We start from the raw sequence: 25780 nt of genomic DNA, 5'->3' as shown, positions 1-25780 counted from the left end.
ACCATGACGTGCGCATCTGAGGTGAGCTTTTCCACCGAAATGCGGGCAGGATTCCCCGGTGTGAGTTCGATCGGGATTGCAGGTGATGACCGTCCACTTCCTCGTCGTCGGCGATGCGTCGCCCGATCTGCCGCTGCGCGTGCTCAACCTGCTGGCGCTGCGCTCGATCGCCTTCGACACCGCCCTGGTGGAGCGCGACGCCGACACCTATCGCATCGCCGTCGCGGTGAGCGGACTGGCGGACGGGGTCGCCGACATGCTGCTCGCCAAGATGCGCGCGCTGGTGCTGGTGGAAAGCGCCACGCTCAGTAGTTGAGGCTCCAGCCGATCAGATGCGCGGTCACGGCGACCCACAGCAAGCCGCCCAGCGCCAGCGCCACCAGCGCCGCGCGCAACTGCACGCCCCGGCCGAACGGCCCACGCGCCGCCTCGATGAAATTCCATACGCCGACGATCGCCGCTGCGACCGGGATCACCGCCGCGACCTGCAACAGCCGGATCATGCCGTCGAGCGAGGCATTATAGGCGTCGACATGCTGGTCGAGGATCGGCGCGACGACCGTGTACCAGCCCGCGACATAGCCAAGATCGGCGAGCGCGGCGACGCGCACCAGCAACCGAGCGCGCGCCGCGCGCCCGCTCGCCACCGGCGGCGAGGCGTAGCGGCGGCGGATCCACCAGCCGATCGGCCAGACGATCACGGTCAGCAGCAGCACCAGCAGCGAGACACCGAACACCGCCTGGAACAAGGTCGAGTTGCGGAGCACGGGCACCGCCTGCAGCACCCCCACCGGGTTCTGGCTGTCGACGATCGTCCGGCGGCCATCCAGCGTGGTGACGCGCAACAGCCGCGTGCCGTCGCGCACGCGCCACAGTCCCGGTGCGATCTCGCGGAAGCGCTTGCCGGCGATCGACGAGACGCTGATCGTGCCGTCGTCGTTGGCGCTCACCACATCCTGCTGGAGCAGGTAGAAGAGGCTGATGAAGCCGGTCTCGACCCGGCGCGAGGTTTCGTAATGCCCCGCCAGCGCGCGTGCGTCCGCCGCGGCGCGGCCGATCGCGGGTGGCAGCGGCGGGGGCGCGGCCGGAAAGTAGCGATCCATGAACAGGTCGAACAATCGCTCGCGGGCGCCATAGACAGCGTCGCCCTCGCCCCGGCTGCTGAAGCTCATGAATAGCCCGACGTTCTTCTCGGGCAGCAGCGCGAGGTCACTGTGGAAGACGATCGTATCGCCGCCGTGCCCGATCACCGTCGTGCCGTTGCGCTGCATCCAGAAGAAGCCATGCGCCATGGTGTCGAACCCCGCCGGCGGCGGGCTCGCCGGACGATGCATGAACGCCATTGTGTCGGGGCGCAGGATGCGCGCCCCGCCGAAGCTGCCGCCCCCGAGATGCGCGAGCATGAAGCGCGCCATGTCATCCGCGGTCGCCGCGACGCTCCCCGCGGGTGCGGTGCCGACCAGCTCATAGGGCTGTGGTGGCCCATCGCTGGTGCGATAGCCCTTGGCAGCGAGCGGCGCGAGGCGCGGCGGCAGCGGCTGCGCGAAGGTGGTGTGCGCCATGCCAAGCGGGCCGGTGATGTGGCGCGCGACATAATCGTCGAACGGCTCACCCGAGACGCGCTGGACGATATAGCCCGCCAGCGCGACGCCGTAATTGGAATAGGCCGGCGCCTCGCCCGGCTTGAACAGGAACGGGCGCGTATTCTCCTTGAGGTAACGCTCGGTCGTCTTGAGCAGCTTCGGATCGCTCGCGAGCAGATCCTTGAGCCCCTCCTCGAAGCCGCCGCGATGCTGCATCAGGTCGTTCATCGTCACCGCCCGACCAGGCGGCGTAATGCGGAAGTCGAGATAGCGGTTCACGTCGGCGTCGAGGTCGATCTTGCCCGCCTCCACCAATTGCATCACCGCGGTCCAGGTCAGCAGCTTCGAGGTCGACCCGATGCGCATCAGCGAGCGTCGCGGGTCCATCGGCGTCCTGGCCGCGACATCGGCATAGCCATAGCCCTTCTCGAACAGGATCGCGCCGTCCTTGACGACCGCGACCTGCGCACCGGCGATCTTTCCCGCCTCAAGCGTGCCGGGCAGATAACCGTCGAGCCACGCGCCGACATCGGCGGCGGTCAGCTGCGGCGTCGACGCCGGGGTCGCGGGCGTTGGCGGCACCTCGGCAGCCGGCGTCGCCGGTGAAGGGACCGGCGGGCGCGCCGCCGGCGTCGCGGCGACGAGCAGCGCAGGGAGCAGCGCCAGCAGAAGCGTTTTCATCGTCATCCTCTCACTTCGCGGGCTCGGGCTCGAACAGCAGGTCGGCATAATCGAAGCTGAAGTCGGCGATCGGCGACACCGGCCGCGCCGTGATCCGCGCCACCCTGCCCCCCGCATCGAGCGCGAAGGTCAGGTAGGCGGGCTCGATCGCGGGATCGTTGAACCGCGCGATAAAGGTATCGTATTGATAATGGTCGAGTCGCCCCGCCATGCGCGGGGTCGGCACGAAGCGCGCCGTCAGGCCGCTCGCGTCGCTGCCAATCTCGATCGGGCCATACCAGCGGTCGACATAGCGCCCGGCATAGCGCGGCAGCGGCAGTGACGGGCCGACCTTTGCGGGCGCCGCCACCTTCGCGGTCACCACCGCCTCTGCGGCGGCGATCCGCTGCGCACGATAACGGGTGAAGCGCGTCGGCCAGTCCTGCGGCGTGCGCCCGAGATAATGGTCGATCAATTCCCACATCAGGCCGTGACGCGGCGCGGCCTCCTCGCTGTTGAGCTCGATCGCGAAGCCGACCTGCCGTGCGGGGATCAGCACCACGACCGAGGTCATGCCGAACAGCCCGCCGGCATGCCACACGATCCGCTCGCCGTGATAGTCGCGCACCTCCCAGCCGAGCGCATAGGCGTCGAAGGTCGGGGTGGTCGCCGCGACCGGCTCGGGAAAGGGCGCGATCGGGATTGGCGTGACCGGCGTCCACATCTCCTGCGCCGCGCCCGCCGAAAAGACACGCGTGCCGCCCGCCGCGACGCCGCCGCTCAATTGCACCTGCAGCCAGCGGGCCATGTCGGTGGCGCTCGCCGCGATCAGCCCGGCGGGCGCGGCGGCCTGCGGCAATTGGTCATGCTCCTCGAGCACGCGCATCGCGCCGGTGCCGCGCACGACGCCGCCGAAGCGCGCATGCGGCAGCGCACGGTTCGGCATCGTCCAGTAGCGGGCCAGCTCGCCGGTCGCGCCGGCCATTCCCGCCGGCGCGAAGACGTGCGCGCCGACATAGTCTTCCCACGTCTGCCCGCTCACCGCCTCGATCAGCTGCCCGGCGACGGTGTAGAGGATATTGTCATAGGCATAGCCGCTGCGGAAACTGGTGGCGGGCGCGAGATAGCGCAGCCGCCGCACGATCTCGGCGCGCGAATAGCTGCCGCGCGGTACGTAGAGCAGATCGCCCGCGCCCAGCCCCAGCCCGCTGCGGTGGACGAGCAGGTCACGCACCGTCATCTCGCGCGTGACCCAGGCGTCGTACATCTGGAAGCCCGGAAGATGGTCGACGACCCGGTCGTCCCAGCCGATCTTTCCCGCATCCACCAACGTGGCGAGTGCAGCGGCGGTCATCGCCTTGGCGGTCGAGCCGATCAGAAAGGCCGTTTCGGCGTCGACCCGCTCGGGCGCGCCCTGCCGCCGCACGCCATAGCCTTTGGCAAGCGTAACCTTGCCGCCCTCGACGATCGCGATTGCCATGCCGGGTGTCCCCGAGGCCCGCATGACGTGCGTTACGCGGGCGTCAAAGCCCTTCGGTAGCGCCGCCAGCGCGGGTAGCGGCACGACGACGAAGAAGGCAGCGACCAGCGTGAATTTCATGCGACCGGCTCCGGCTGGACCGTCGCGCGGCGCCCCGACAGGGTCAGCAGCAGCAGCGGCACGACATAGATCAGGATCAGCAGCGCCGCGAGCAGCCGGTAACCGCCCGCGATCAGCCCGACGAGGCCGATGCGCTCGGCGAGCAGCATGCAGGGCGCGAGCACCGCCAGCGCGAGCAGCGCACGGGCCAAAGGCGCCAGTGTGTCGCGACCGCTCGCCCGCGCGACCCGCTCGTTGACCGCGTGAATCGCACCGGTGCCGCTCTCCAGCAACGCGGCGAAGATCATCAGCTGAAAGCCGAGGTGGAACAGCGGATGACCCAGCCGTACCAGAATATAGTCCGACGGCAGCACTGCGGTGGCGATCCCGGGCAGGAACGCCGCCATCGTGACGAAGAACAGCAAGGCCGGCAACATCGCCAGCGGGGCTGCCAGTGCCCCGGCAATCAGCGCGTCGCGCCCGGAGCGAAAGTGGCGCGTGACCGGCAGCACGATCACCGCGCCGACAATGTTATATCCCGCATAGGTCAGTCCGCCGAGCGCCCAGCCGGGTGCAGGCGGTCCGGCGACCGCGAAGGTATCGGCGATCCGCCCGTCGACGTTGGTGAGCGCCAGAACCAGAAACAGCGCGTAGGTCGCGTAGAGCAGCACCGACACCCACAGGAACACCCGCTCGACCCCGGCATTGCCCCACGCGACGCACACGGTAACCCCGACCAGCAGCGCCAGCGTCCCGACGAGCGGTGGCCAGCCGAGCGTCGCCGCGCCGATCTCCCCGGCGGCGGCACCGAAGACCGCCAGCACCACGACGATGAACAGCGCATAGGCGGCCTCGAACAACACCCAATATCGTCCGAGCAGCGCGCGGAAGAAGGTCCGATAGTCCCGCGCGCCGATCGCATGCGCGAGCCGGAAGGTCGCCGCCGCGACGACGCCCCACACCAGCGTCGCCAGCACCATCGCCAGCACCCCGCCCCACGCCCCCGCCGGCAGGAAGAATTCGGCCAGCTCGCGACCGGTGGCGTAGCCGCCGCCGATCACCACCGCCTTGAACGCGAGCCCGGGCAGCACGTACCGCCGGAAGCGGTCGGCCGCGGCGGGGCTCAGGCCGCGCATGCGTGGAGCAGCCGCTCGAAGGCGTCACCGCCGCGGATCGGATCGGCGGTCGGCAGGCCGAGCCGGTCGGCGGTGCGCGCGATCTCCGCCGCCGCCGCCGCGTCCGCCATGTTCGCGCTGTTGAGGCTGATTCCGGCGCAGCGGATCGCCGGGTTGGTCAACCGTCCGACCGCGATCGTCTGCGCGATGACCGCCTCGATGGACGGCAAGACATAGCCGGGCGTCCCGAGGATCTGCTCGCGGGACGGCTGATGGCAGACGACGAACAGATCGGGCTGGCTGCCATGGAGCAACGCGAGCGACACTGCGGCATAGGATGGGTGAAACAGCGATCCCTGCCCCTCGATGACATCGAGATGGGTCGGCGCGGCGTCGGGGCTCAGCAGCTCGGCCGCACCGGCCGCAAAATCGGCGACCACGGCGTCGATCGCGATCCCCTCCCCCGCGATCATGATCCCGGTCTGGCCGCTGGCGCGAAAGGTCGCATCGTAGCCGCGCGCCCGCAACCCGCACGCGATCGCGAGCGCGGTATATTTCTTGCCGAGCGCGCAATCCGTGCCGACCGTCAGCAGCCGCCGCCCGCTCCGCTTCGCACCGGTCGCGATCGGCAGCCCGGCGGGAGGCTCGCGCACGTCGACCAGCCGCGTGCCGCGGCGCGCCGCCGCGTCGCGCAGTGGCGGGATGTCGGCGACGCGGGTGTGGAGCCCGGCGACAAGGTCGAGCCCCGCATCGATCGCGGCGAGCAGCTCGGGCATCCACGAGGCCGGGATCACGCCGCCCTGGTTCGCCACCCCGACCACCATCGAGCGTGCCCCGGCTGCGGCGGCCGCGACCGGCGCGAGACGCGGCAGGCCGGTAGTGACGGTGGCGGCGGGCAGCGCATGTTCGGCGAGGCATTTGTCCGCCGCCCAGTCGCGCAGCCCGAGCGCGGTCTTGGCGAAGCCGCGCTCGGTGGCATCGCCGAGGAACAGCAGATAGGGGACGGCGAGCGCGTGGACCGCGGCCATGCCTAGAACCCGATACCGAGCGCCGCACCGATCGTGCGTGGCTGGATCGGGCTCACTTCGATGCCTTCGTTCGGGCGCGTCTGGAACGTGCCCGCCGAGACGATCCCGCGCGCATTGCCGACGTTGCGCGCATAGACCGACAGATCGAACCGCCCGAGCGTCACGCCCGCGCGCAGGCTGGCGGTGGCATAGCCGTCGAAGGTCAGCCGCCGGCCGTAAAGGTCGCGATAGGCCAGATTGAAATTGCCGAGCCGGTCGCTCACCGTCGACAGGTCCGCGCCGACATACGGCCGTGTGCCGCGCCAGTCCCAGCTATATTCCGCCGAGACATTGGCGTTCCAGCGCGGCGCGAACGGCAGCGGGTCGCCGTCGCGCCCGCCGTTCGAGGTGTCGCCGCGCAGTCGCGAATGATTGTAGGCGACGGTCGTCAGCACGCTGAAGCCGCGCGCCGGGCGCAGCGTCGCGGTTGCCTCGAACCCATAGCTTCGCGCGCCCTGACCGTTGGCATCGGCGGTAATCGGCCCGGCGTCGCTCTGGAAGGTCGCGACGATCAGCGTCTTGTCCCAGTCGAGATAATAGCCTGAGATGTCGATCCCGAAGGTGCGGTTGGCGGTTTCGGCGCGGATACCCGCCTCGTAGCTCATCAGCGTGTCGGCATCGGTCTGGCGCGGATAGTCGGGGCCGGCGCCGGGCGGGATCACGTTCGGGCCGCCGGGACGATAGCCCTTGGCGACGCGCGCATAGATCTCGCTGCGTGGCGCGATCTCGTAGCGCGGCGACACCGACCAGGTGAACACGCCTTCGCGCGAGCGTGCCCGGTCGACCGACAGGCCGCCGAACAATGCGCCGTCGAGTGTCTGGGTCGTGCGCTGGTTGTTGTGGCTGTAACGCCCGCCCGCCGTCACGTCGAACCGGTCGGTCAGGTGGAGCGTCGCGCTGCCGAAGCCGGCATATTCCCGATAGCGCGAGGCGAGTTCCACACGCACCAGATCGGCGAAGCCGGGAACGGTCGGTACCGGCGTGACCGGCCGGCCGGTCGCGGTGTCGTATGGAAAGTACCGCTGGAACAGCTGGCCGGGCTCGTTGGTGTAATAGCCGCCGATCAGCCATTCGAGCGTGTCCGAGTTCCTCGACGCCAGCCGGACTTCCTGCGTGAATTTCTTCTGGGTCGAGCGATTGGGATAATAAAGGCCGTAGGCGTCCGGCGCGAGGCCGTAGAAGCCGGCCGACACCGCCTGCGCCAGCGTCACACCCGGACCGGCGGCATTGTACGACACGTCGCTGCGATCGGTCGCGACCTGCCGGCTATAGCTGGTCACCGCGGTGAAGGTCGCAAATCCCAGATCGTAATCGAGCGTGCCGGTGTAGAGCCGGTAGCTCACCTGATTGTGGTCGGGGAACAATTGATAGCGGACCTCGCGGTCGCCGGTCGGTGCGCCGGTGAACGGGTCTGCGGTGATCGGCCGGAACGTCGCCGGATCGGCGTCGAAGGCGTTGCGCGCATCGGCGTCGACATTCTGCAACACCGCGGTCAGCCGCAGCGACAGCCGGTCGCCGGGCTTGACGAGCAGCGAGACCCGTCCGCCGTAGCTGCGCGCATGATTGACGTCATCGGCGGCAATGCCGATCGCGTCGATATAGCCGGCGCTGCGGCGGTAGAAGCCGCTCGCGCGCAGCGCCGCGACATCGCCGATCGGCACGTTCGCCACGAGGTTGCCGAAATAGCCGGTGCCGCCGTCCTGCACGGTCTCGACGCCGCCCTGCCCGCGCGCCTCCCATTCGCCGAGCTTCGGTGCGACGGTCACGTATTTGATGACGCCGCCCAGCGAATTGGCGCCGTACAGCGTACCCTGCGGCCCGCGCAGCACCTCCAGCCGCTCGACATCGAACGTGTCGAAGTCACCCGCCAGCGTCGCGCCGTTGGTCTGCCCGGTACTCGATCCGAACGGCGTGTCGTCGAGATAGACCGCTACGGTCGGGCTCGATCCGCCGGCGTTGATCCCGCGCAGCACGACGCGGGTCTGGCCGGGGTTACCCGACTCGAACGACAGCCCGGGCACCAGTGCGGCATAGTCGGCGATCGTTCGAGCCTGGCGCTGCTCCAGCGCCTCGCCGCCCAGCACCGACATTGACTGCGGCACCTCGGACAGCGTCTGTACGCGCTTCTGCGCGGTGACGACGATATCGCCGATCTGCTCGGGCGCGCCGTCCTGCACGGAATCAGCAGATGGTGCCTGCTGCGCGGACGCGGCGCCAGCAAGAAAGATGGCCAGCACACTGGCGATCGACGCGCTACGGCGAATGCTGCTCATCGTCCGCTCCCTTATTTGCCGATTAGGATCGTAATGTCCTAATCAGAGAATAGTCAATCCAGATTCAGCGTCGCTCACCCGTACGGATCACGGACAGCGAAACCGGGTCGATCACCGCCAGCAAGGTCGCGGCGAGCGCGGCCAGACCGGCGAGGATCAGGAAGAAGGCGCCATGCCCGACGCCGGTCCACACGGTGCCGACCAGTCCCGCGGCAAGGCTGCCGGCGAACGTGGCGAGATACCACGCCGCCACCGTCGTCGCGCCGAGCCCCGCGGGGGCGAGCCGCGCGAACAGCCCCAGTCCGGTCGGCAGGATGTGCAGCTCGCCGACGGTGAGCAGCACGAAGAACAGCACCAGCCACAGCCAGTGCGCCACACCCCCGCCCGCCGCCAGTGCGGCGAGCAGCAGATAGGCGGCAGCGACGATCACTGCACCGACAGCCATCCGCCGCACCGGTCGCTCCACGCCACCATGCTCGGCCCGTCGTCGCCAGCGCGCCAGCAACGGCGGGGTAAGCGCCATGACGAACAAGGGGTTGAGCGATTGGAACCATGTCATCGGCACCATGGCTCCGCCTGCGCGGCGGTCGACGCTGGCATCGGCCCAGAGCGCAACGGTATTGCCGACCTGCTCATAGGCGGCGCGGAACACCGTCACGCACAGGGCGATCGCGACCAGCAGCACCGCAACCTGACGCGTGAACCGTCCGCGCGCGGCAACCGGCGCGCGCGTGGCGGCGCGCGGCGCCGCCGGCAGATAGCGCTGCCCCCATAGATAGATGCCAAGCCCCGCCACCATCCCGACCCCGGCCGCACCGAACCCGTAATGCCAGCCGTACAGTTCGCCCAGCGTGCCGCAGAGCAGCGGGGCGAGGAAGCCGCCGATGTTCACCCCGACGTAATAGACGTTGTACGCCCAGCCGACGCGGGGGTCGCCGGGCGCGTAGAGGTCGTCGATCTGGCTCGGCAGGCTCGGCAGGAACAGCCCGTTGCCGAGCGCGATCGTGACGAGCGCGACATAGAACAGCGGCTCGAACGCCATCAGGAAATGGCCCGCCGCCATGATCGTGCCACCCAGCACGATCGCGCGCCGCTTGCCCAGCACCCGGTCGGCGATCACCCCGCCGAGGATCGGCGTGAAATAGGCGCAGGCGGTATAGGCGCCATAGATCAGCGACGCCTGCGCCTGCCCGAGCATCAGCTGCTTGGTCATGTAATAGACCAGCAGCGCGCGCATCCCGTAGTAGGAGAATTGCTCCCACATGTTGGTGAGGAACAGCACGGTCAGCCCGCGCGGCTGCCCGAACCACGTCGGGGCGGGCGCTGCCGCCGCGGTCATCCGCCCCATACCTCCGGGCCGGCGTCGAGCAGACCATCGGCATAGCGCACCGCCGGCTGCCGGTCCTCGGCGAGGAAGGTCGGGCCGTCGAGATCGACGAGGTCGGCGAGCTGCCCCAGCACGAAGCCGGGCGCGGTCGCCAGGCTGGTGCCGATCATCGTGCCGACCATCACGCCCAGCCCGAGCCGCCGCGCCTCGTGCGCCATCAGCAGCCCCTCGGTCAGCCCGCCGCATTTGTCGAGCTTGATGTTGACGACGTCGAACCGGCCCTTGGCGCCCGCGACATCGGCGAGCGTCAGCAGGCTTTCGTCGCCCGCGATCGGGATCGCGGAACGATAGCCGTCGAGGTCGCATTCCGCTCCGCGCGCCAGGGGCTGTTCGAGCAGCGACACGCGGTGCGGCAATAGTCCGGCGATCAGCGCGTCAAGCGCATCGCGGCCAAATCCCTGATTGCCATCCACGCCGAGCCAAACATCGGGTCGCGCCGCGCGGATTGCGGCGACGCGCGCAAGATCCAGCGCCAGCTCGCCGGTCAGCTTGACCTTGATCGAACGCGCCTGTGCGTAGCCCCTCGCCACCCCCGCCATCGCACCGGGCGTGTCGGCGCTGACGGTGAAGGTCGTCACGATCGGGCGCGGCGCCTTGCTCAGCCCGGCGAGCCGCCATACCGGCGTACCGCTGCGCCGCGCCTCCAGCTCCCAAAGTGCGGCGTCCACCGCATTGCGCGCACCACCCGCGGGCATCAGGTCGCGCAACTGCGCACGCGTCGGCCCCGCCACGATCGCGTCATGCGCCGCCGCGATGTCGGCGCGCATCTTTGCGATGTCGTCGCCGAGATAATAGGCCCCCGCCCCCTCGCCGCGTCCGCGATGCTTCCCGTCGTCGAGCGTGACGACCAACACCTCGGCGGTCTCGAACACATAGCCCGAGATCCGGAACGGCTGCGCGAGCCGCAGTGTCGCGGTCTCGGTCGACAGCCTGAGCATCAGTAATAAACCGTCAGTGCGAGCAGGTGGAACACCGCGGCGACCCACAGCACCACGAGTGTCGCGAGCAGCAGCAGCACCGCCCACAGCTTGCGCGGCCACGGCCGGTCGCTCCGCCAGCTGACCAGGGCGTTCCAGCCTGCGACCGCGACCGCGCCGACGAACACGAGGTTGCTGGCGAGCTGCGCGAGCGTCAGCCAGCCATCCCCCGGCGCGTTGTCACCGAACAGCACCGAGATCAGCCAGAACCAGCCGCCCAGCACCAGCAGCACCGCCAGCGCCATTCCGCGTGCCGCGCGCACCGTGCGCAACGCGGCTCCCGCAACGGGCGCAGCGGCCTGATAGCGCCGACGGAGATACCAGTTGGCCGGCCAGAACAGCACCGTCAGCAACAGGACCGCAAGGCTGGCATAGAGCGCCGGCACCAGCCACGCGGCGTTGCTACGGGCCGGTACGCGGTCCCACACCATGAACGGCGCGACGAGGTCGAAGCTCCAGCGCACCGGCTGCCCGTCGACCAGCTGCGCCGCGAGCCGATCGTGACCCGCCGGATCACGCCAGACATAGGGCGCGGTCTCGACCCATGCGATCGGCACGCCATTGGCGCCCTTGAGCGAAGGTATCACCAGCCGACCCTCGGCATCGACGCCGGCCTCGGCCTGACCGAACAGGTTGAGCACGTCGACGAAATTGGTGAAGGACGAGCGGCTGACCTGCCAATGCCCGGCCATTGCCGCCGCATGCGCGTGCGCGGTCGTCGCGTCGACGCGCGTGTCGCGCGGGGCGCCCGGAAAATAGCGGTCGGCAAAGTCCTGGAACAGCTGCCCGCGCAGGACATGCGCTGCGCCATCGCGTCCCGCCGAATTGAACGAGACGTAGAGCCCGGTCCGCTCGTTCATGAAGAGGTGCAGCGAGGTATGCATCTGGTTGGTGTCACCGAGATGCGCGATCACGCTGCGGCCGTTGATGTTGGTCTCGAAAAAGCCCAGCTCCATGCGGTTGAGCGGCGGGATCAGCGAGCGTGGATCGACTTTGGCGAGCGGGCTGTCGTGCATGAGCACCGCAGTCTCGGGCCGCAGCACGCCCCGCCCGCCGTCGAGATGCGCGATCATGAACTTGGCCATGTCCAGCCCGGAGGCGGACAGCGACCCCGCCGGCCCCGGCACGACGATCTCGAACGGCTTTGGCGCGCCCGAGCCGAGCGGATAGCCCTGCGCCATCGACCCGCGCAGCCGTGACGGCAGTGGCTGGCGGAAGCTCGCGGTCTGCATGTCGAGCGGGCGGAAGATGCGCTGTTCGACGTAATCATCGAAGGGCATCCCGCTCACCCGCTCGACGATATAGCCTGCCAGCGTCGTCGCCCAGTTCGAGTATGCCGGGGTCGTGCCGGGGACATAGACGCGCGCGGGAATGTGCCGCTTCAGATAGGCGCCGATCGGCTGTACGTCGCGCACATCATAGGTGATCAGCTTCTTGTTCGCTTCCTCGAAGCCGGCGGTGTGCGTCATGATATGCCGCATCGTAACCGGTCGGCCGCGATAGGGCGGGATCGTGAAGTCTAGGTAGCGGTTGACGTCGGTGTCGAGATCGATCCGCCCCGCCTCGACCTGCTGCATCACCGCGGTCCAGGTGACGAGCTTCGACACCGAGCCGGGACGGAACAACGTGCGGGCGGGATCGACCGGACGGCGCTTCGCGACATCGGCATAGCCGTAGCCGCGCGCAGCGATGACCTGACCGTCGCGCACCACCATCACCACCGCGCCCGCGATATCGCCGCTGTGCAGCGCATAGGGCAGATAACCGTCGAGCCACGCGGAGACATCGCCGCTGGTGAGCGCGTGCGCACCGCCCGGCGTCCCTGCCGTTGCGGGAGCGGCCGGTTGTGCCACCGCCGGCGCGCCGGGCCCCACCGGCGCCTGCGCCGGTGCGATCGCTGCCAGTGCGGCGGCACCCAGCCCCGCCGACAGCCAGGCGATCATCCGTCCCATCCCCATTGCCGCGGCTCCTGTTTTTCGGTATTTTTAAGGAGTAACCTAATCAGGACACAATTATCCTGTTTAGGTGCTTCGTCAATGGCTTCATGGAGGATGCCCCCTTGCCGACATCGCCGCCGACCCTCGGTGCGCTCCTGAAGGGGCTACGCGCGCGCGAAGGCTGGACGCTCAAGGAGATGAGCGCCAAGTCCGGGATCCCGGTCTCGACCTTGTCGAAGATCGAGCACGACCGGCTGACGCTGACCTATGACAAGTTGCAGGCGCTGGCGCGGCGGCTCGGGATGCGGTTGACCGACCTGTTCGCGGAGCAGAGCGAGGAAGCGGCTCAGCCCGTCACCGCGCGCCGCAGCCTCGGCGATATCGCGCATTCGGTGCGGGTCGAGACGCCGAACTACGATTATTATTATCTTTGTACCGAGCTGCGCCGGAAGCGGATGATTCCGGTCGTCACCAAGATTCGTGCGCGCTCCGCCGAGCAATTCGGCGAGCAGGTGCGGCACTCGGGCGAGGAGTTCCTCTACGTACTCAGCGGGCGCGTCGAGGTGCAGACCGAATTCTACGATCCGGTCACGCTTGAGCCCGGTCAGGCGATCTATCTGGATTCGAGCATGGGTCATGCGTACCTCGCCGCTGCCGGATGCGAGGAGGCCGAGGTGCTCGCGGTGATGTCGAGCGCCGAGGAAGAACTGATGGAGTCGCTGCTGACGCTGCACCACGGCCAGCGCGCGGCGGGTGCGGAGAATGAGAACGATCCGCCGGCTCGGCCACGCCGGTCCGGGCGGGCACGATGAGGGCCATGCTGCTCGCCGCCGGGGCGCTGCTCGTGGCGCTTCCCGCCTCCGCCGACGCGCAGGACGATGCGGCGCGCGTCGCGCGCGTGCTCAAGGCGACACCGCTGATCGATGGCCACAACGACTGGCCGGAGGCATTGCGCGAGCGTGAAGGCGAGGCGCGCTGGACGACCGACCTGCGCGATCTTGGCGCACGCACGCCGGCCTATAACACCGACATCGCCCGGCTTCGGCGCGGCAAGGTCGGAGCGCAGTTCTGGTCGGTATGGGTATCGCCCACGCTGCCCGGCAAGGAGCAGGTCGAGCAGACGCTGGAGCAGATCGATCTCGTCCGGTCACTGCCCGAACGGTATCCTGACACGTTCGCGCTGGCGCGCACCGCCGCCGACGTACGCCGCGCCCATGCCGCGGGCCGGATCGCGTGCCTGATCGGCGTCGAGGGTGGCGGGCAGATCGACGGCAGCCTGTCGGTGCTGCGCAGCTATGCCGCGCTGGGTGCCGGTTACCTGACCCTCACCCATTCGCTGACGATCGACTGGGCCGATTCGGCGACCGACGATCCGCGCCACGGCGGGCTGACCGACTTCGGCCGCAAGGTGGTGCTGGAGCTGAACCGTTTGGGGATGCTGGTCGACCTGTCGCACGTCAGCGAGAAGGTGATGCGCGACGCTCTGGCGGTGACGCGCGCGCCGGTGATCTTCTCGCATTCCGGCGCGCGGGCGCTCAACGACCATCCCCGCAACGTCGCGGACGACGTACTGCGGCTGGTCGCGCGCAATGGCGGGGTGGTGATGGTCGATTATTCGCCGCCCTATGTCTCCGACGCATACCGCCGCTGGTCGGCCGACTCGCTGGCCGAGAAGGCACGGCTCAACTCGCCGCCCTATAATGGCCTCGACATCGGTCAACCGGAGAAGGCCGCACGCGATTACGCAAGCTGGCTGGCGACCCATCCCGCGCCGACCGTTACGCTCGCGCAGGTCGCCGACCATGTCGACCATATCGCCAGGGTGGCTGGCGTCGATCATGTCGGCCTCGGCTCGGACTTCGACGGCGTCGGCGAGACGCTGCCGCAGGGGCTGACCGACGTGTCGACCTACCCCGCGCTGCTCGCGGAACTGATGCGGCGTGGCTGGTCCGACGCCGCCGTCGCGAAACTGGCGGGTGGAAACGTCCTGCGCGTCATGGAGGCGGCGGAGCGGGTGAAGGCCCGGCGCAGGGAGACTTCACAAGGCGCTGCGGTCGCCGCATCACGCCCCTGACCTTCCTCAACGGGGTCAGGTGACAAGGTTGTAATTGTATCCGTCACCCGTTGAGCGTCCGGAAAGGCGCGGGCTGACATCGCTGCGTCATGACGGCGTCGTTGTCCACGCGCACCAGCATCATGTGCAGACGGTTACCGCCGCCGAGGTCCAGACCGGCAGCGCGGCGCCCGACGAGTCATGTGCGCTCTGCGACGCCGGCGCGACGCCGGACGCGCTGTTGCTGCCGCTCTCGCCGACGTGGCGGCTGCCGACGGCCATCGAGATCGTCGTGCCCGTCGTCGCCCGCGCCTTCCAGGCGCCACGAACACGCGCGTTGCGCATCGCAACCAACTGACGACCGATGGTTCGTTGACGGATGCGCGCGGGATCGACGGCGCGCATCCGTCAAGGCCGTCAGGTGCGGCGCCGGGATCAATCGCCGTCCCGCCGTTCGCCGATCCCGTTTCCGTACGCAGTATCTCCTACCCCAACCGCCAGCGCGCCAACTGCGTCAGCACGTCCGCCTCGATCTGCTCGACGGTGAAGCCGGTCAGGTCGCGGACGCGCGCCTCGTCGTTCGTCCGGGCGGCCAGAAACCATGCCGTACTGCGCCGCCCCTCCGCCGCGTCCAGCGCGGTATAGGCGGCAAGCGGTCGCGAACGCGGCATCAGGCTGTATTGGAAGGCGCGGCTTGCGTCGGCGCCGAGGAGCAGGATGCACCGATCATCCGTGACCTCGACCGCACTGTCCGACCATCCCTCCGTCTGCAGCGCCGCATGAACCGATCGGAGCGCCGCCTGACCATGGCCCTCCAGCTGGCGCAGGATGTCGGCGCGACGCGCCGGCATGAGCAGCCGCTTCAAGCGCTCACCCAGCGGCGCCTCGTCGGGAAGCGCGATACCGGCAAGATCGGCGTTGGTCTGTCGTACCAGTCCCACCGCGAGCAACAGCATGATGAAGCAGAACGGCAAGGCGGCGAGCAGCGTCGCGGCCTGCAAAGCGCCGAGACCACCGGTGATGAGCAGCAGCGTCGCGGTCACCCCGAGCAGCACGCACCAATAGATACGTTGCCAGCGTGGTGTCTCTTCCGCTCCCCCTGACGCGAGCGTGTCGATCACCAGCGCGCCCGAATCTGCCGATGTGATGAAAAACACCGCCACGAGCGCGATCGCCAGCGTGGAGGTGAAGCTGGCAAAGGGTAGATATTCGAGGAACTTGAAGAGGGCGGTCGACAGGTCCGCCTGAACCGCGCGCGCGATCCCGCCAGCGGCGACGCCGAGATCGAGCGAGATGGCGGTGTTGCCGAACACCGTCATCCACAGGAAGGTGAATGCGGTCGGGACGAACAGCACGCCGATCACGAACTCCCGTATCGTGCGACCGCGCGAGATGCGGGCAATGAACATGCCGACGAACGGCGACCAGGCGATCCACCATGCCCAGTAGAACAGCGTCCAGTCCGCCATCCACGCGCGCGGCTCATAGGCGTAGAGCGTGAAGGTCCGCATCACGAAATGATCGAGGTAAAGGCCGAAATTCTGCACCAGCGCGCGTAGCAGGAACAAGGTCGGCCCCAGCGCGAGCACGAACAGCATCAGCAGCACCGCCAACGCCAGATTGAGCTCGGACAACCGGCGGATGCCGCGATCCGCGCCGCTCAGCACCGACAGCGTCGCGGCGCCCATCACGAGCACGATCACCGCGATCCTGGTGATCGTACCGTCGGGCACGCCATATTCGTACGACAGCCCGGCGGTCATCTGCGACACGCCGAACCCCAAGGAGGTGGAAACGCCGAACACCGTGCCGCACACCGCGAAGATGTCGATCGCATCGCCGAGCGGCCCGTGTATCCGCTTGCCCAGCAACGGCGAAAGCCCGGATCGCAGCGTCAGCGGCAGATCCTTGCGATAGGTGAAATAGCCGAGGCTCAGTCCGACCAGTGCGTAGATCGCCCAGGCATACACGCCGTAATGATGAAAGGTGATCGCCATCGCGTCACGCGCCGCGTTGATCGTGCCGCTCTCCGCCTCGGGCGGCGAGATATAATGCTGGACCGGTTCGGCGACCGCGAAATACATCAGCCCGATGCCCATGCCGGCGGCAAACAGCATCGCCAGCCACGAGAGATACGGGAAGTCGGGCTCGGCATCGTCGGGGCCGAGCTTCAGCTTTCCGGCCGGGCCGAAGCCAAGCGCCAGCACGACGACCAGAAAGATGGCGACCGACGCGATGTAGAACCAGCCGAATGTGTCGATCGCCCAGGCCTGCGCCGCCTTGAACGCGTGATCGGCACTGCCCGGCATCGCCAGCGTGGCGATAAGCAGCACGGCGATGATGGCGGACGCGCCCCAGAAGACGCGCGGATTGATATGACTTGCTGACATGGCGCGGGATTAACCCAGATCTGGCCGATGCCCTAACCTCGCTTCGCTCCACCTTGGTCCGTGCGCGGCACGGCGCGCGCTCCTCGCTGCCGGACGATCGGTCGACGCGCCAGAACTTCGGCCCGTCGCCTTACAATGATCGGAGTACGCGGACGAGCGCGTCGACATCCTCGAGCGTGTTATAGACGCCGAACGATGGTCGGACCGTCGCCTCAACGCCCATCCGCCGCAGGATCGGCTGCGCGCAATGGTGCCCGGCGCGCACCGCGATCCCCTCGCCACTCAAGGCGCTGCCGATCGCCGGAACGTCGATGCCGTCCTTGACGAACGAGATTGCGCCGGCCCGTTGCACCGGCTCACCGATCAGGCGCACACCCGGCACGGCCCGCAACTGGTGCTCGGCATAGGCGAGCAGCAGATGTTCGTGCGCGCAGATCGCCTCCCGCCCGAGCGCGAGCACATAGTCGAGCGCCGTCGCCAGCCCGGCCGCGTCGGCGATGTTGCCGGTCCCCGCCTCGAACCGCATCGGCGCTCCGTGGTAGCGGATCTGTTCGAAGGTGACGTCCTCGATCATATTGCCGCCGCTTTGCCACGGCGGCATGGCGTCGAGCAGCGCCTTTCGCCCGTACAACGCGCCGATGCCGGTCGGACCATAGATCTTGTGCCCGGAAAAGACGAGGAAATCGGGGTTCAGCGCCGCAACGTCGACCGGCATGTGCGACACGCTCTGCGCACCGTCCAGCAACACTACCGCACCGGCGGCATGGGCCAGTTCGATCATGACCTTGGCCGGCGTCACCGTCCCGAGCGCGTTCGACACCTGGGTGAAGGCAACCAGCTTGGCGCCGCCATCGAGCAGCCGCGCATATTCCTCGACGATGATGTCGCCGCGATCGTCGACCGGCGCGACGCGGATCGTGAACCCCAGTTCGTCCGCCAGCCGGACCCACGGCACGATATTGGCATGATGCTCCAGTTGCGACAGGACGATCGCGTCGCCGGGACGAAGGTTCGCGCGGCCCCAGGTCTGCGCGACGAGGTTGATCGCCTCGGTGGTGCCGCGTGTGAAGACGATCGTGTCCGGCGCCGGCGCGCCCAGAAAGCGCGCGACGGTGTCGCGAGCGCCCTCATAGGCGTCGGTCGCGCGCGCAGCCAGCTCGTGCGCGGCACGATGGATGTTCGAATTCTCGTGCGCATAGAACCCCGCCAGCCGGTCGATCACCGCATGCGGCTTCTGGGTGGTCGCACCATTGTCCAGCCACACGAGCGGCTTGCCACCCACCCGTTCGCGCAGGATCGGGAAATCGTCGCGAATGCGGCGCGCGTCGTACAAACCGCCGGCCGGCGCCGCCACCGGCGTCGACGCCGCGGCGGGCAGCGGTCCGAAGCCGGACGCGGTGACCGGAGCCGGTGCCGCCGGCTTCGCATCCAGAAAATAGAAACGGTCGCCATTTTCGATCGACGCCGCGGAATAGCCCTTGCCGCCGGTCAGCGACGGCCTGGCGGGCAGCGCGAGCGGCACATCGGCGGGATCGAGCCCGCCACCGCTGCCATACTGATCGGCGACGGGCAGGCTGGCATGATCCGGCGCGATGACCCTCCCGAAACCACCCAGCGCCGGCGGTGCCAGTACGACCGGCACATCGCCGATCGGTGCGTGCGCATAGACCGGCAACGCCTGATCCAGATCCGCGATATCGGCTCCGCCGAGCGAGGCGGGTGGCGGCGCGATCGGCGCGGGTCCCGCGCCGGCAGCGTTCACTGGCGGCGCGGAGCCCCCGCCGGCACCGAACGCCGCAGCCTGCCCCGGCAGCGCCGCGAACAAGGCGCTGGCGATCTGCGCCAGCACCCGCTCGTTTTCGTCCGGAACGCCGGGCACCGCCGCGCCGGACGGATCAGTTGTAGCGATATTCATGATAGAGCCCCACGTCCACGTCCTCGAGCACGGCGACCGCGTCGTTGGTCAGGACGGCCAGCGAACAATAGAGCGAGATCAGATAGGACGAGATCGCCTTGCTGTTGATCCCCATGAACCGCACCGACAGGCCGAGGCTCTGCTCGCCGGGCAGGTTCGGCTGGTAGAGGCCGATAACCCCCTGCTTGGCCTGTCCGGTGCGGAGCAGCAGGATCTTGGTCTTGCCGTTCTCGACGCGGATCTTGTCGGACGGCACCAGCGGAATGCCGCGCCACGTCAGGAACGGCGATCCGAAGATGTTGACCGTGGGCGGCGGGACGCCGCGCCGGGTGCACTCACGTCCGAACGCGGCGATCGCGAGCGGATGCGCGAGGAAAAGGCCGGCTGTTTCCAGACTCGCGCCAGGATCTCGTCGAGGTCGTCCGGTGTCGGACGCCCGTCACGCGTCTTCAGCCGGTTGGCCGGCGCGGTATTGGCGATCAGCCCATATTCGGGATTGTTGATGAGCTCGGATTCCTGACGCTCCTTGATCGTCTCGATCGTCAGGCGCAGCTGCTCCGCAGTCTGGTGGTAGGGAACGCTGTAGAGGTCGGCGACACGGGTATGGACCTCGACGACCGAATTGACCGCGCTCAACAGGATCTCGCGCGGGTTCTCCTCATAGTCGACGAATGTCTTGGGCAGGATCCGCTCGTCGCGTGCCGAACATTCGACCTCGATCGCGCTTTCTTCCCTGACCTTGTTGAGGCGAAAGATGCCCGCCTCGACCGGCACCCATTCGAGAAAATGCACCAGCCACCGCGGCGAGATGTTTGAAAGCTGTGCGGTGGTCTTGGTCGCATTTGCCAGCTGCCGTGCCGCAACGTCCCCCAACGCGGTCGGCAGCGCAATCTCTCCAGCCATCGAAGACTCCATCGAAATAGAATGGCGATGCGATCAAGTTACTTGGCAGCTTCGGCTGCGTCGTTGATCGCCCACTGGCCCGACAATTATCCTTGGGTTTCGCTATCGTCAATTTTGACGGCAACAGAGCTGCCCAATGTGGGTCAGAAACTCGGGAGGTCCAGGAAAGTCACTTCGATGGCGCTTATATACCTTGTCACGGTCGAAGTGCGTCTGATATGCTCTTCGATTATAGAGCCACATCACCCATGGCGTGATTTCGACGTCACCGGCGCGGCGATGTCTTCACCTTGCCGTCGTTGTAAGTCGACGCTGCGTAACGAATAGTGTTCATACGCCGGGGCTTGCGCAGCTCGATCGAAGCTCTCAACGTGCGGGCAATCTCGCTTGCGATCTGCTGTCAGCGATCGGCATCAACGGCCACCTCCTTTGCACGCGCGCCCTTGCGACGCGTAGCCCACGACGGCGGCACGCCTCCGCTGGCCTGAGCGGCGGGAGCACCATCGGGTTGGACAGCGCCCCCTTGCCATGACGATGGAGATTTAGCGGGGTCGCTGCAACAGCGCCGGGAACGGCGCCTGCGCCGGCCCCGCCGGGTCGCGCAGCGCGTTGCGCACGCCGGCATCGGCGCTGAGCGGGATCGCCATGCCGTCGGTCTTCTCCAGCAACGCGAACAACTTGCCGCTCATCCGCTCGGCCAGTTCCTCATGTCCCGGCCGCGCGATCAGATTGTTCGTCTCGTGCGGGTCCTCGGCGAGATCGTACAATTCGTCGATGTCCCAGATGCCGTGGAAGTGCATGTATTTGTACCGGTCCTCGCGCAGCGCATGGACGGTCGGCGTCTGCGGGAAATTGCGCTCCCAATAATATTCGTAGAGCAGTTCGCTGCGCCACGGCGCGTGCGCGTCGCGGACCACCGGCAGCGCGTTGCTGCCCGCCATGCCCTCCGGCGCGCGCAGCCCCGCCGCGGCGAGCAGCGTCGGCGCGATGTCGATGTTCGCCACCACCTGCTCGACCACGCTGCCCGCCGGGAACAGCGCCGGGCAGCGCGCAAGCATCGGGATGCGCATCGATTCCTCATAGGCGGTGCGCTTGTCGATCAGGCCATGCTCGCCGAACATGAAGCCATTGTCGCCGAGATACAGGATCAGCGTATCGTCCAGCTCGCCGCGCTGCTCCAGCAGGTCCATGATCCGCGCCAGCCCTTCGTCGACCGCCAGCAATGTCTCCATATAGCGCTTGTAGTAATCGCCGATGTCGAGCGTGCCGTGGTAGGGAAAGCCGACCCCGTGCCAGCTATTGCGCTGGTTCTCGACCCACATCGGCCGCCCCGGCGCCACCGGCTGCATCGACGCCGGATAGCGGAACGTCTCCTTGTCGTAGCGACCCTTGTGGCGCTCGGCCGGGATGAATTCGGAGTGCACCGCCTTATGCGCCAGGTGCATCATCCACGGCCGCCCCGCCGGGCGCTTCCCGATCCAGTCGAGCGCGTAATCGGTCAGCTCGTCGGTGATATAGCCCTTCTGGGCCACGCGCCGCCCGTCGACGTTCAGCCCGTCGCCGCTCGGCAGATAGCTGCCCTGCCCCTTGAAGCTGACCCAGTGATCGAACCCGGGCTGCGGCGCATCGCCCTCGTCGCCCATATGCCATTTGCCGATGAACGCGGTGTCGTAGCCGGCGGCCTGTAAATACTCCGGATAGAAGACCAGCCCCGGCGGGATCGGATGGTTGTTGTCGACCACCTTGTGCTGATGCGCGTACAGCCCGGTGAAGATCGACGCGCGGCTCGGCGAACACAAAGCCGTGGTGACGAAGGCGTTGCGGAAATGCGTCCCCTCGCGCGCCAGCCGGTCGAGCGTCGGCGTGTCGCCGAACTCCTGCGCCTTCATGAACCCCATCGCGTCGTAGCGATGGTCGTCGGTCAGCACGACGAGGATGTTGCGCGACTTCACGCCCGGCAACTTCGGCAACCGCCGCGAGCGCCGCGGCGCGGGCACCGCCCCCGCCGCCATCGAATAGAGCCCGAACGCGCCGCCGGTCCCGGCCAGCAGCACACCACGCCGCGTCGTGTCATCGCTCATCGTCAGAAGTCCTTGCGCAGCAACAGCCCGGCATAGCGCTTGTCGTCGCGCGGCACGAACCGCACCGTCCCCGCGAAGGTCCCGTTGGTCAGGAAGCTGGCATAGGGCGTGTCGGTGATGTTCTTGACGTAAGCGCGCAGCTGCCACCCGTCACCGGGATGGAGCAGCGCAACGCTGGCGTTCCAGATCGCATAGGCGGGCTGGATCGTGTTCGGCGTCTGCGCCAGCGAATATTGCACCTTGCTGCTGAACGTCACGTCGCTTTGCAGCTCCAGCGACAGGCTGTCCGTCAACCCGAAGCGGTACGTCGCATTCTCGAACACCCGGACCCGCGGCGCATAGGGCAGCGGCTGCCCGTTGATGTTGCAGCTCACCGGCGCACCGACCGGGCAGTTGAAGTCACGCACCGTCGCATCGGTGAACGCGCCCGACAGGTCGAAGGTAAGGCCCCTGACCGGGCGCAGCGTCACGTCCGCCTCGACCCCGCGCGACCGCACCGACCCGGCGTTGATCAGCCGCGTCACCGGCGCCCCGCCGACCGAGTCGGTGAAGTTCGCCTGATAACCGTCGAAGTCGGTCGTGAAGACCGCCACCGCATAGCTGAGCGCACGGTTGGCGGTGCTGCCCTTGATCCCGCCCTCATAGGAGTTCGACGTCTCGGGGCTCAGCGGCACTTCGTCGAGCAGCGTCGTCGCGTTGAGCGAGCGCATGTTGAAATAGACGTTGTACGCCGGCCCCTTATAGCCGCGCGAATAGGTGAAGTACGTCTGCGCATGCGCGCCGAGATCGAGCTGCAACCCGAGGCGATAGCTGTCGCCGCGCGCATCGGTGCTCCCCTTGGCATTGTGGTACGCGCGGATGCCCGGACGATCGAGCGACGCCGCCCCGCTATCGGTCGGATCGTTGCTCGACGTACGCACATGGTAGAAGTCGAGCGAATCCCACGTCGAGCGATAGCCGGCGATCGCGCGGAAATGCTCGGTGAAGTTGACGTTCGCCTCGCCGAACAATGCGTAATTGTGGTTGGTGATGCCGTAATTCGCGATGCCGCTGGTCGCGGTCTGCGTCGTCCCCGCCAGCGTCGTCAGTGCGCGCTGATAGCGCTCGTCGGTCTGCGCGCGCAGATAATAGGCGCCCAGCACATAATCGATCAGCCCGCCGCGCGGCGATGTCAGCCGCAGCTCCTGCGAGAACTGCCGGCTGTCGACGCTGCCCTCGTCGGCACCCGACGGGAAGGTCGCCGTCAGCTGCGCCAGCCCGTCATAATCCTGCCGCTGGTGGTTCAGCCATTGCCGCCACGCGGTGATCGAAGTCAGCTGATAGTCACCTAGCGACAGATCGGCGGTCAGCGATCCACCGTAATTTTCGTCGCGGACGTTGGTGTCGAGATCGGTGGCCAGCCGGCGATTGCCCGGCCCCGCCACGATCCCCTGCGACGCCAGCGCGGCGGCAAGCGGCGCGGAATTGGTGATCGCGCGGGTCGGATAGGCGATCTGTTGCGTCGATTGATAGACGCCCGCCACCGTCTCGCGCGTGTTGAGATAATCGCCGATCGCGGTCAGCTTCAACGCGTCGAACGGCGTGACGATCAGCTTGCCACGCGCGCCGTAGCGGCGCGAGCCGCTGGCGTCATGCCCGGTCACGACGTTGCGCAGATTGCCGTCGAAGTCGCTGTAGAGCCCGCCGATCAGCGCCTGTACCTTGCCCGGCACGATCGCGCCCGACACGCCGGCCTTGATGCGATATTCCTGATCGGTGGTCGCGCCCGCCTCGCCGAACGCGTGAAACTCGTCGGTCGGATTGCGGGTCACGATGTTGACGACACCCGCCGACGCATTCTTCCCGAACAGCGTCCCCTGCGGTCCGCGCAGCACCTCGATCCGCTCCACCTCACCCAGATCGAGCGTCGACTGGCCGGGGCGGGTCAGCACCACACCGTCCAGCACCGTCGATACCGATGGCTCGACCCCCGGCGAGGTGGTGATCGTCCCGATGCCGCGGATGAAGACGGTGCGATCCTTGTTCGACGCGCCGCTGCGGAAACCGACCGACGGGATCGACGCCGCGATCCGCTCGAGGTTGTTCAGCTGCCGCTCGGCCAGCGACTTGCCGTCGACCGCGGTGATCGCGATCGGCACCTGCTGAAGCGATTCGTTGCGGAAGCGGGCGGTGACGACGACCTCGCCCTCGCCTGCCGGCGGGGTGGCGGGCGCCTCGGCCGCGGTTGAACCCTGCGGCGCGGGCGCGTCCTGTGCGATGGCGGGCGTGGCGAACAGCGAGAAGGCAGTGGTAGCAAGCAGCACAGGCAGGCGTCGATCGATCATCGGGTCCCCTTTCAGATCGCGGCGGACGCTAAAGCCTAGTTCATAGATCGGGTATAAAGAAGCGTATCGCACGGACACAGCCGGACTTTAGGGGCGATCATCGAACTTCGCCCACAGCCGCCACCATCGCCCCCCTCGTTAAACGCAACCGCCGTCATTGCGAGCGTAGCGAAGCAATCCAGAGCCGGACCAGGACGCCCTGGATTGCTTCGCTACGCTCGCAATGACGGATAGAGTTGACGTCATGCCGATCTAGCGATCCATCTCGATCGGGCTAAGCCGTGGCAATAACAATTGTATCCAGCACCATGCCGCCAGATAGGCGACGCTGGCGAACACCAGCAACGGCAGATAGCCCAGCCCCGCCGCCAGCGTCAGCCCGGCGATCTTGGCGATCGCCACCCCGCCCATATTGCCACAGAACGAGCCGAACGCGGTGACGCGCCCGACGCGCTGTTGCGGCGTGATATCGGCGATCATCGCGAAGACGTTGGTCGAGAACGCCTGATGCCCGGCGAGCGCCAGCGCCATCAGCAGCACCGCGACCGGATAACTGTCGGTCAGCAGCGCGAGCGGCACCGGCATCACCGCCAGCGCCGCGCCCAGCAGCACCCCCTTGCGCACGCGGTTCAGCGAGGCGCCACGCCCCAGCAGCCGGGTCGGGATCGCTCCGCCCAGCAGCGAACCGACCGCCGCGCCGCCATAGGCCAGCGCCAGCGGCACGCCGAGCGCGACCCCCGACAGCCCGAACTGGCGATGGAAGAAATCGGGCAGCCAGAACAGCAGCAGCCACCATGTTGCGTCCGACAGCAGCTTCGCGCCCGCCACCGCCCACGTCCGCCGGTCGCGCAGCATCGGTGCGGAGGGCAGCGGCGACGCCGCGTCGGCGATCTTCGGCGCGGCAAACGCCACGCCGCGCGCCGCGCCCAGCCACGCCAGCGCCCACAGCAACCCCATGACCCCGACCGCGACGAACGTCCCGCGCCACCCCAGCCACAGCCCCAGCACGGGGATCGCCAATGGGGCGAGGATCGCGCCCAGGCTGTTGGCGGCATTGCCCGCCCCGAACCCGGTCGACCGCCAGCGTGGCGGGAGCACCGCGGTAATCGTCTTGATCCCCGTTGGCGTCCCCATCGACTCGGTGGCGCCCAGCGCGACCCGCACCGCGATAAAATCGGTCATCGATCGTGCCCAGCCGTGCAGCAGCGCCGCGACGCTCCACGCAGCGACCCCGACCGGATTGGCCCAGCGCACGCCGAGCCGGTCCGCGATCCAGCCGCTGAACAGGAACCCGACCGCCGCGCCGCCCTGAAACCACGCCGCCAGCGTCCCGTAATCGTCGTCGCTCCAGCCGAGATCGGTGGCAATCACCGGCTTGAGCACGGCGATCACTTGCCGGTCGACGAGGTTCAGCACGCCCGCGGTGATGACCAGCGCGAACAACAAGCCGCGATGTCGCCCGCTTAGTTCCGAGACACTTCTCATGCGCTCAGCATGGCCGCGCGGGGACGGTGGTCGCGAACAACATTCGCTATC

At 67.9% G+C, this 25780-nt stretch carries 17 protein-coding genes and 1 pseudogene; 4 read left to right on the top strand and 14 right to left on the bottom strand.

Features of this window, described 5'->3' with window-relative positions; genetic code table 11:
- The first annotated feature begins 85 nt into the window (after positions 1-85).
- The gene (locus BACI71_RS06100; protein ID WP_159756384.1) at positions 86-316 is read left to right on the top strand and encodes a hypothetical protein; all 231 of its coding nucleotides are present in this window, start codon (positions 86-88) and stop codon (positions 314-316) included.
- Here the strand turns inward: BACI71_RS06100 and BACI71_RS06095 are convergent.
- The 8 genes from BACI71_RS06095 to BACI71_RS06060 all read right to left on the bottom strand — a co-directional run bounded on the left by BACI71_RS06095 (position 306) and on the right by BACI71_RS06060 (position 12599).
- The gene (locus BACI71_RS06095; protein ID WP_159756381.1) at positions 306-2264 is read right to left on the bottom strand and encodes a serine hydrolase domain-containing protein; all 1959 of its coding nucleotides are present in this window, start codon (positions 2262-2264) and stop codon (positions 306-308) included. The genes BACI71_RS06100 and BACI71_RS06095 overlap by 11 nt on opposite strands.
- A gap of 10 nt (positions 2265-2274) precedes the next feature.
- Complete coding sequence (locus BACI71_RS06090) at positions 2275-3843, bottom strand: serine hydrolase (RefSeq protein ID WP_159756378.1); 1569 nt, start codon at positions 3841-3843, stop codon at positions 2275-2277.
- Positions 3840-4958, bottom strand: a complete 1119-nt coding sequence (locus BACI71_RS06085; protein ID WP_159756375.1) for a YkvI family membrane protein — start codon at positions 4956-4958, stop codon at positions 3840-3842. Before BACI71_RS06085 ends, BACI71_RS06090 begins: the two co-directional genes overlap by 4 nt.
- Entirely contained in the window at positions 4946-5965 is a 1020-nt protein-coding gene (locus BACI71_RS06080) for a DUF1611 domain-containing protein (RefSeq protein WP_159756372.1), read from the bottom strand. Before BACI71_RS06080 ends, BACI71_RS06085 begins: the two co-directional genes overlap by 13 nt.
- Positions 5966-5967: 2 nt before the next feature.
- On the bottom strand, positions 5968-8277 hold the full coding sequence (locus tag BACI71_RS06075; RefSeq protein ID WP_159756369.1) for a TonB-dependent receptor: 2310 nt from the start codon (positions 8275-8277) through the stop codon (positions 5968-5970).
- A gap of 64 nt (positions 8278-8341) precedes the next feature.
- A complete protein-coding gene (locus BACI71_RS06070) occupies positions 8342-9616 on the bottom strand; it encodes a peptide MFS transporter (protein ID WP_159756366.1) in 1275 nt (424 codons plus the stop codon).
- Entirely contained in the window at positions 9613-10602 is a 990-nt protein-coding gene (locus BACI71_RS06065) for a dipeptide epimerase (RefSeq protein ID WP_159756363.1), read from the bottom strand. Before BACI71_RS06065 ends, BACI71_RS06070 begins: the two co-directional genes overlap by 4 nt.
- Positions 10602-12599 (bottom strand): serine hydrolase domain-containing protein, encoded by a 1998-nt coding sequence (locus BACI71_RS06060; protein ID WP_159756360.1) that lies wholly within the window; start codon positions 12597-12599, stop codon positions 10602-10604. Before BACI71_RS06060 ends, BACI71_RS06065 begins: the two co-directional genes overlap by 1 nt.
- 101 nt (positions 12600-12700) lie before the next feature.
- Here BACI71_RS06060 and BACI71_RS06055 point away from each other — a divergent pair, with 101 nt between their 5' ends.
- The 3 genes from BACI71_RS06055 to BACI71_RS06045 all read left to right on the top strand — a co-directional run bounded on the left by BACI71_RS06055 (position 12701) and on the right by BACI71_RS06045 (position 14989).
- Complete coding sequence (locus tag BACI71_RS06055) at positions 12701-13390, top strand: helix-turn-helix domain-containing protein (protein WP_236552842.1); 690 nt, start codon at positions 12701-12703, stop codon at positions 13388-13390.
- Positions 13387-14652: a dipeptidase gene (locus BACI71_RS06050; protein WP_159756354.1), complete on the top strand. Its 1266-nt coding sequence runs from the start codon at positions 13387-13389 to the stop codon at positions 14650-14652. Before BACI71_RS06055 ends, BACI71_RS06050 begins: the two co-directional genes overlap by 4 nt.
- Before the next feature lie 124 nt (positions 14653-14776).
- A complete protein-coding gene (locus tag BACI71_RS06045) occupies positions 14777-14989 on the top strand; it encodes a hypothetical protein (RefSeq protein WP_159756349.1) in 213 nt (70 codons plus the stop codon).
- A 127-nt stretch (positions 14990-15116) separates the two neighbouring features.
- Here BACI71_RS06045 and BACI71_RS06040 read toward each other — a convergent pair whose 3' ends face one another.
- The 6 genes and pseudogenes from BACI71_RS06040 to BACI71_RS06010 all read right to left on the bottom strand — a co-directional run bounded on the left by BACI71_RS06040 (position 15117) and on the right by BACI71_RS06010 (position 25687).
- Positions 15117-17021, bottom strand: a complete 1905-nt coding sequence (locus BACI71_RS06040) for a BCCT family transporter (RefSeq protein WP_159756346.1) — start codon at positions 17019-17021, stop codon at positions 15117-15119.
- A gap of 130 nt (positions 17022-17151) precedes the next feature.
- Positions 17152-18936 carry a cysteine desulfurase gene (locus tag BACI71_RS06035; RefSeq protein ID WP_159756343.1) on the bottom strand — a complete coding sequence of 595 codons (1785 nt, stop codon included), beginning with the start codon at positions 18934-18936 and terminating at the stop codon, positions 17152-17154.
- Positions 18917-19839: pseudogene (locus BACI71_RS06025) on the bottom strand (family 2A encapsulin nanocompartment shell protein). The gene BACI71_RS06035 and the pseudogene BACI71_RS06025 overlap by 20 nt, the downstream one beginning before the upstream one ends.
- Before the next feature lie 542 nt (positions 19840-20381).
- The gene (locus BACI71_RS06020; protein ID WP_201297306.1) at positions 20382-21920 is read right to left on the bottom strand and encodes a sulfatase family protein; all 1539 of its coding nucleotides are present in this window, start codon (positions 21918-21920) and stop codon (positions 20382-20384) included.
- Between the two features lie 2 nt (positions 21921-21922).
- A complete protein-coding gene (locus BACI71_RS06015) occupies positions 21923-24244 on the bottom strand; it encodes a TonB-dependent receptor (protein ID WP_159756340.1) in 2322 nt (773 codons plus the stop codon).
- 252 nt (positions 24245-24496) lie between these two features.
- Positions 24497-25687, bottom strand: coding sequence for an MFS transporter (locus tag BACI71_RS06010; RefSeq protein WP_159756337.1), 1191 nt, complete (start codon positions 25685-25687; stop codon positions 24497-24499).
- Positions 25688-25780 lie beyond the last annotated feature (93 nt).

It is taken from the genome of Sphingomonas sp. 8AM, from assembly GCF_902506455.1.
GTDB lineage: Bacteria > Pseudomonadota > Alphaproteobacteria > Sphingomonadales > Sphingomonadaceae > Sphingomonas.
This window is presented reverse-complemented; position numbering and strand designations above follow the sequence as displayed.

Coding starts and splice junctions, on each gene's coding strand:
- BACI71_RS06100 (WP_159756384.1), top strand. CDS start 86: ATGACCGTCCACTTCCTCGTCGTCGGCGATGCGTCGCCCGATCTGCCG.
- BACI71_RS06095 (WP_159756381.1), bottom strand. CDS start 2,264: ATGAAAACGCTTCTGCTGGCGCTGCTCCCTGCGCTGCTCGTCGCCGCG.
- BACI71_RS06090 (WP_159756378.1), bottom strand. CDS start 3,843: ATGAAATTCACGCTGGTCGCTGCCTTCTTCGTCGTCGTGCCGCTACCC.
- BACI71_RS06085 (WP_159756375.1), bottom strand. CDS start 4,958: ATGCGCGGCCTGAGCCCCGCCGCGGCCGACCGCTTCCGGCGGTACGTG.
- BACI71_RS06080 (WP_159756372.1), bottom strand. CDS start 5,965: ATGGCCGCGGTCCACGCGCTCGCCGTCCCCTATCTGCTGTTCCTCGGC.
- BACI71_RS06075 (WP_159756369.1), bottom strand. CDS start 8,277: ATGAGCAGCATTCGCCGTAGCGCGTCGATCGCCAGTGTGCTGGCCATC.
- BACI71_RS06070 (WP_159756366.1), bottom strand. CDS start 9,616: ATGACCGCGGCGGCAGCGCCCGCCCCGACGTGGTTCGGGCAGCCGCGC.
- BACI71_RS06065 (WP_159756363.1), bottom strand. CDS start 10,602: ATGCTCAGGCTGTCGACCGAGACCGCGACACTGCGGCTCGCGCAGCCG.
- BACI71_RS06060 (WP_159756360.1), bottom strand. CDS start 12,599: ATGGGGATGGGACGGATGATCGCCTGGCTGTCGGCGGGGCTGGGTGCC.
- BACI71_RS06050 (WP_159756354.1), top strand. CDS start 13,387: ATGAGGGCCATGCTGCTCGCCGCCGGGGCGCTGCTCGTGGCGCTTCCC.
- BACI71_RS06040 (WP_159756346.1), bottom strand. CDS start 17,021: ATGTCAGCAAGTCATATCAATCCGCGCGTCTTCTGGGGCGCGTCCGCC.
- BACI71_RS06035 (WP_159756343.1), bottom strand. CDS start 18,936: ATGAATATCGCTACAACTGATCCGTCCGGCGCGGCGGTGCCCGGCGTT.
- BACI71_RS06020 (WP_201297306.1), bottom strand. CDS start 21,920: ATGAGCGATGACACGACGCGGCGTGGTGTGCTGCTGGCCGGGACCGGC.
- BACI71_RS06015 (WP_159756340.1), bottom strand. CDS start 24,244: ATGATCGATCGACGCCTGCCTGTGCTGCTTGCTACCACTGCCTTCTCG.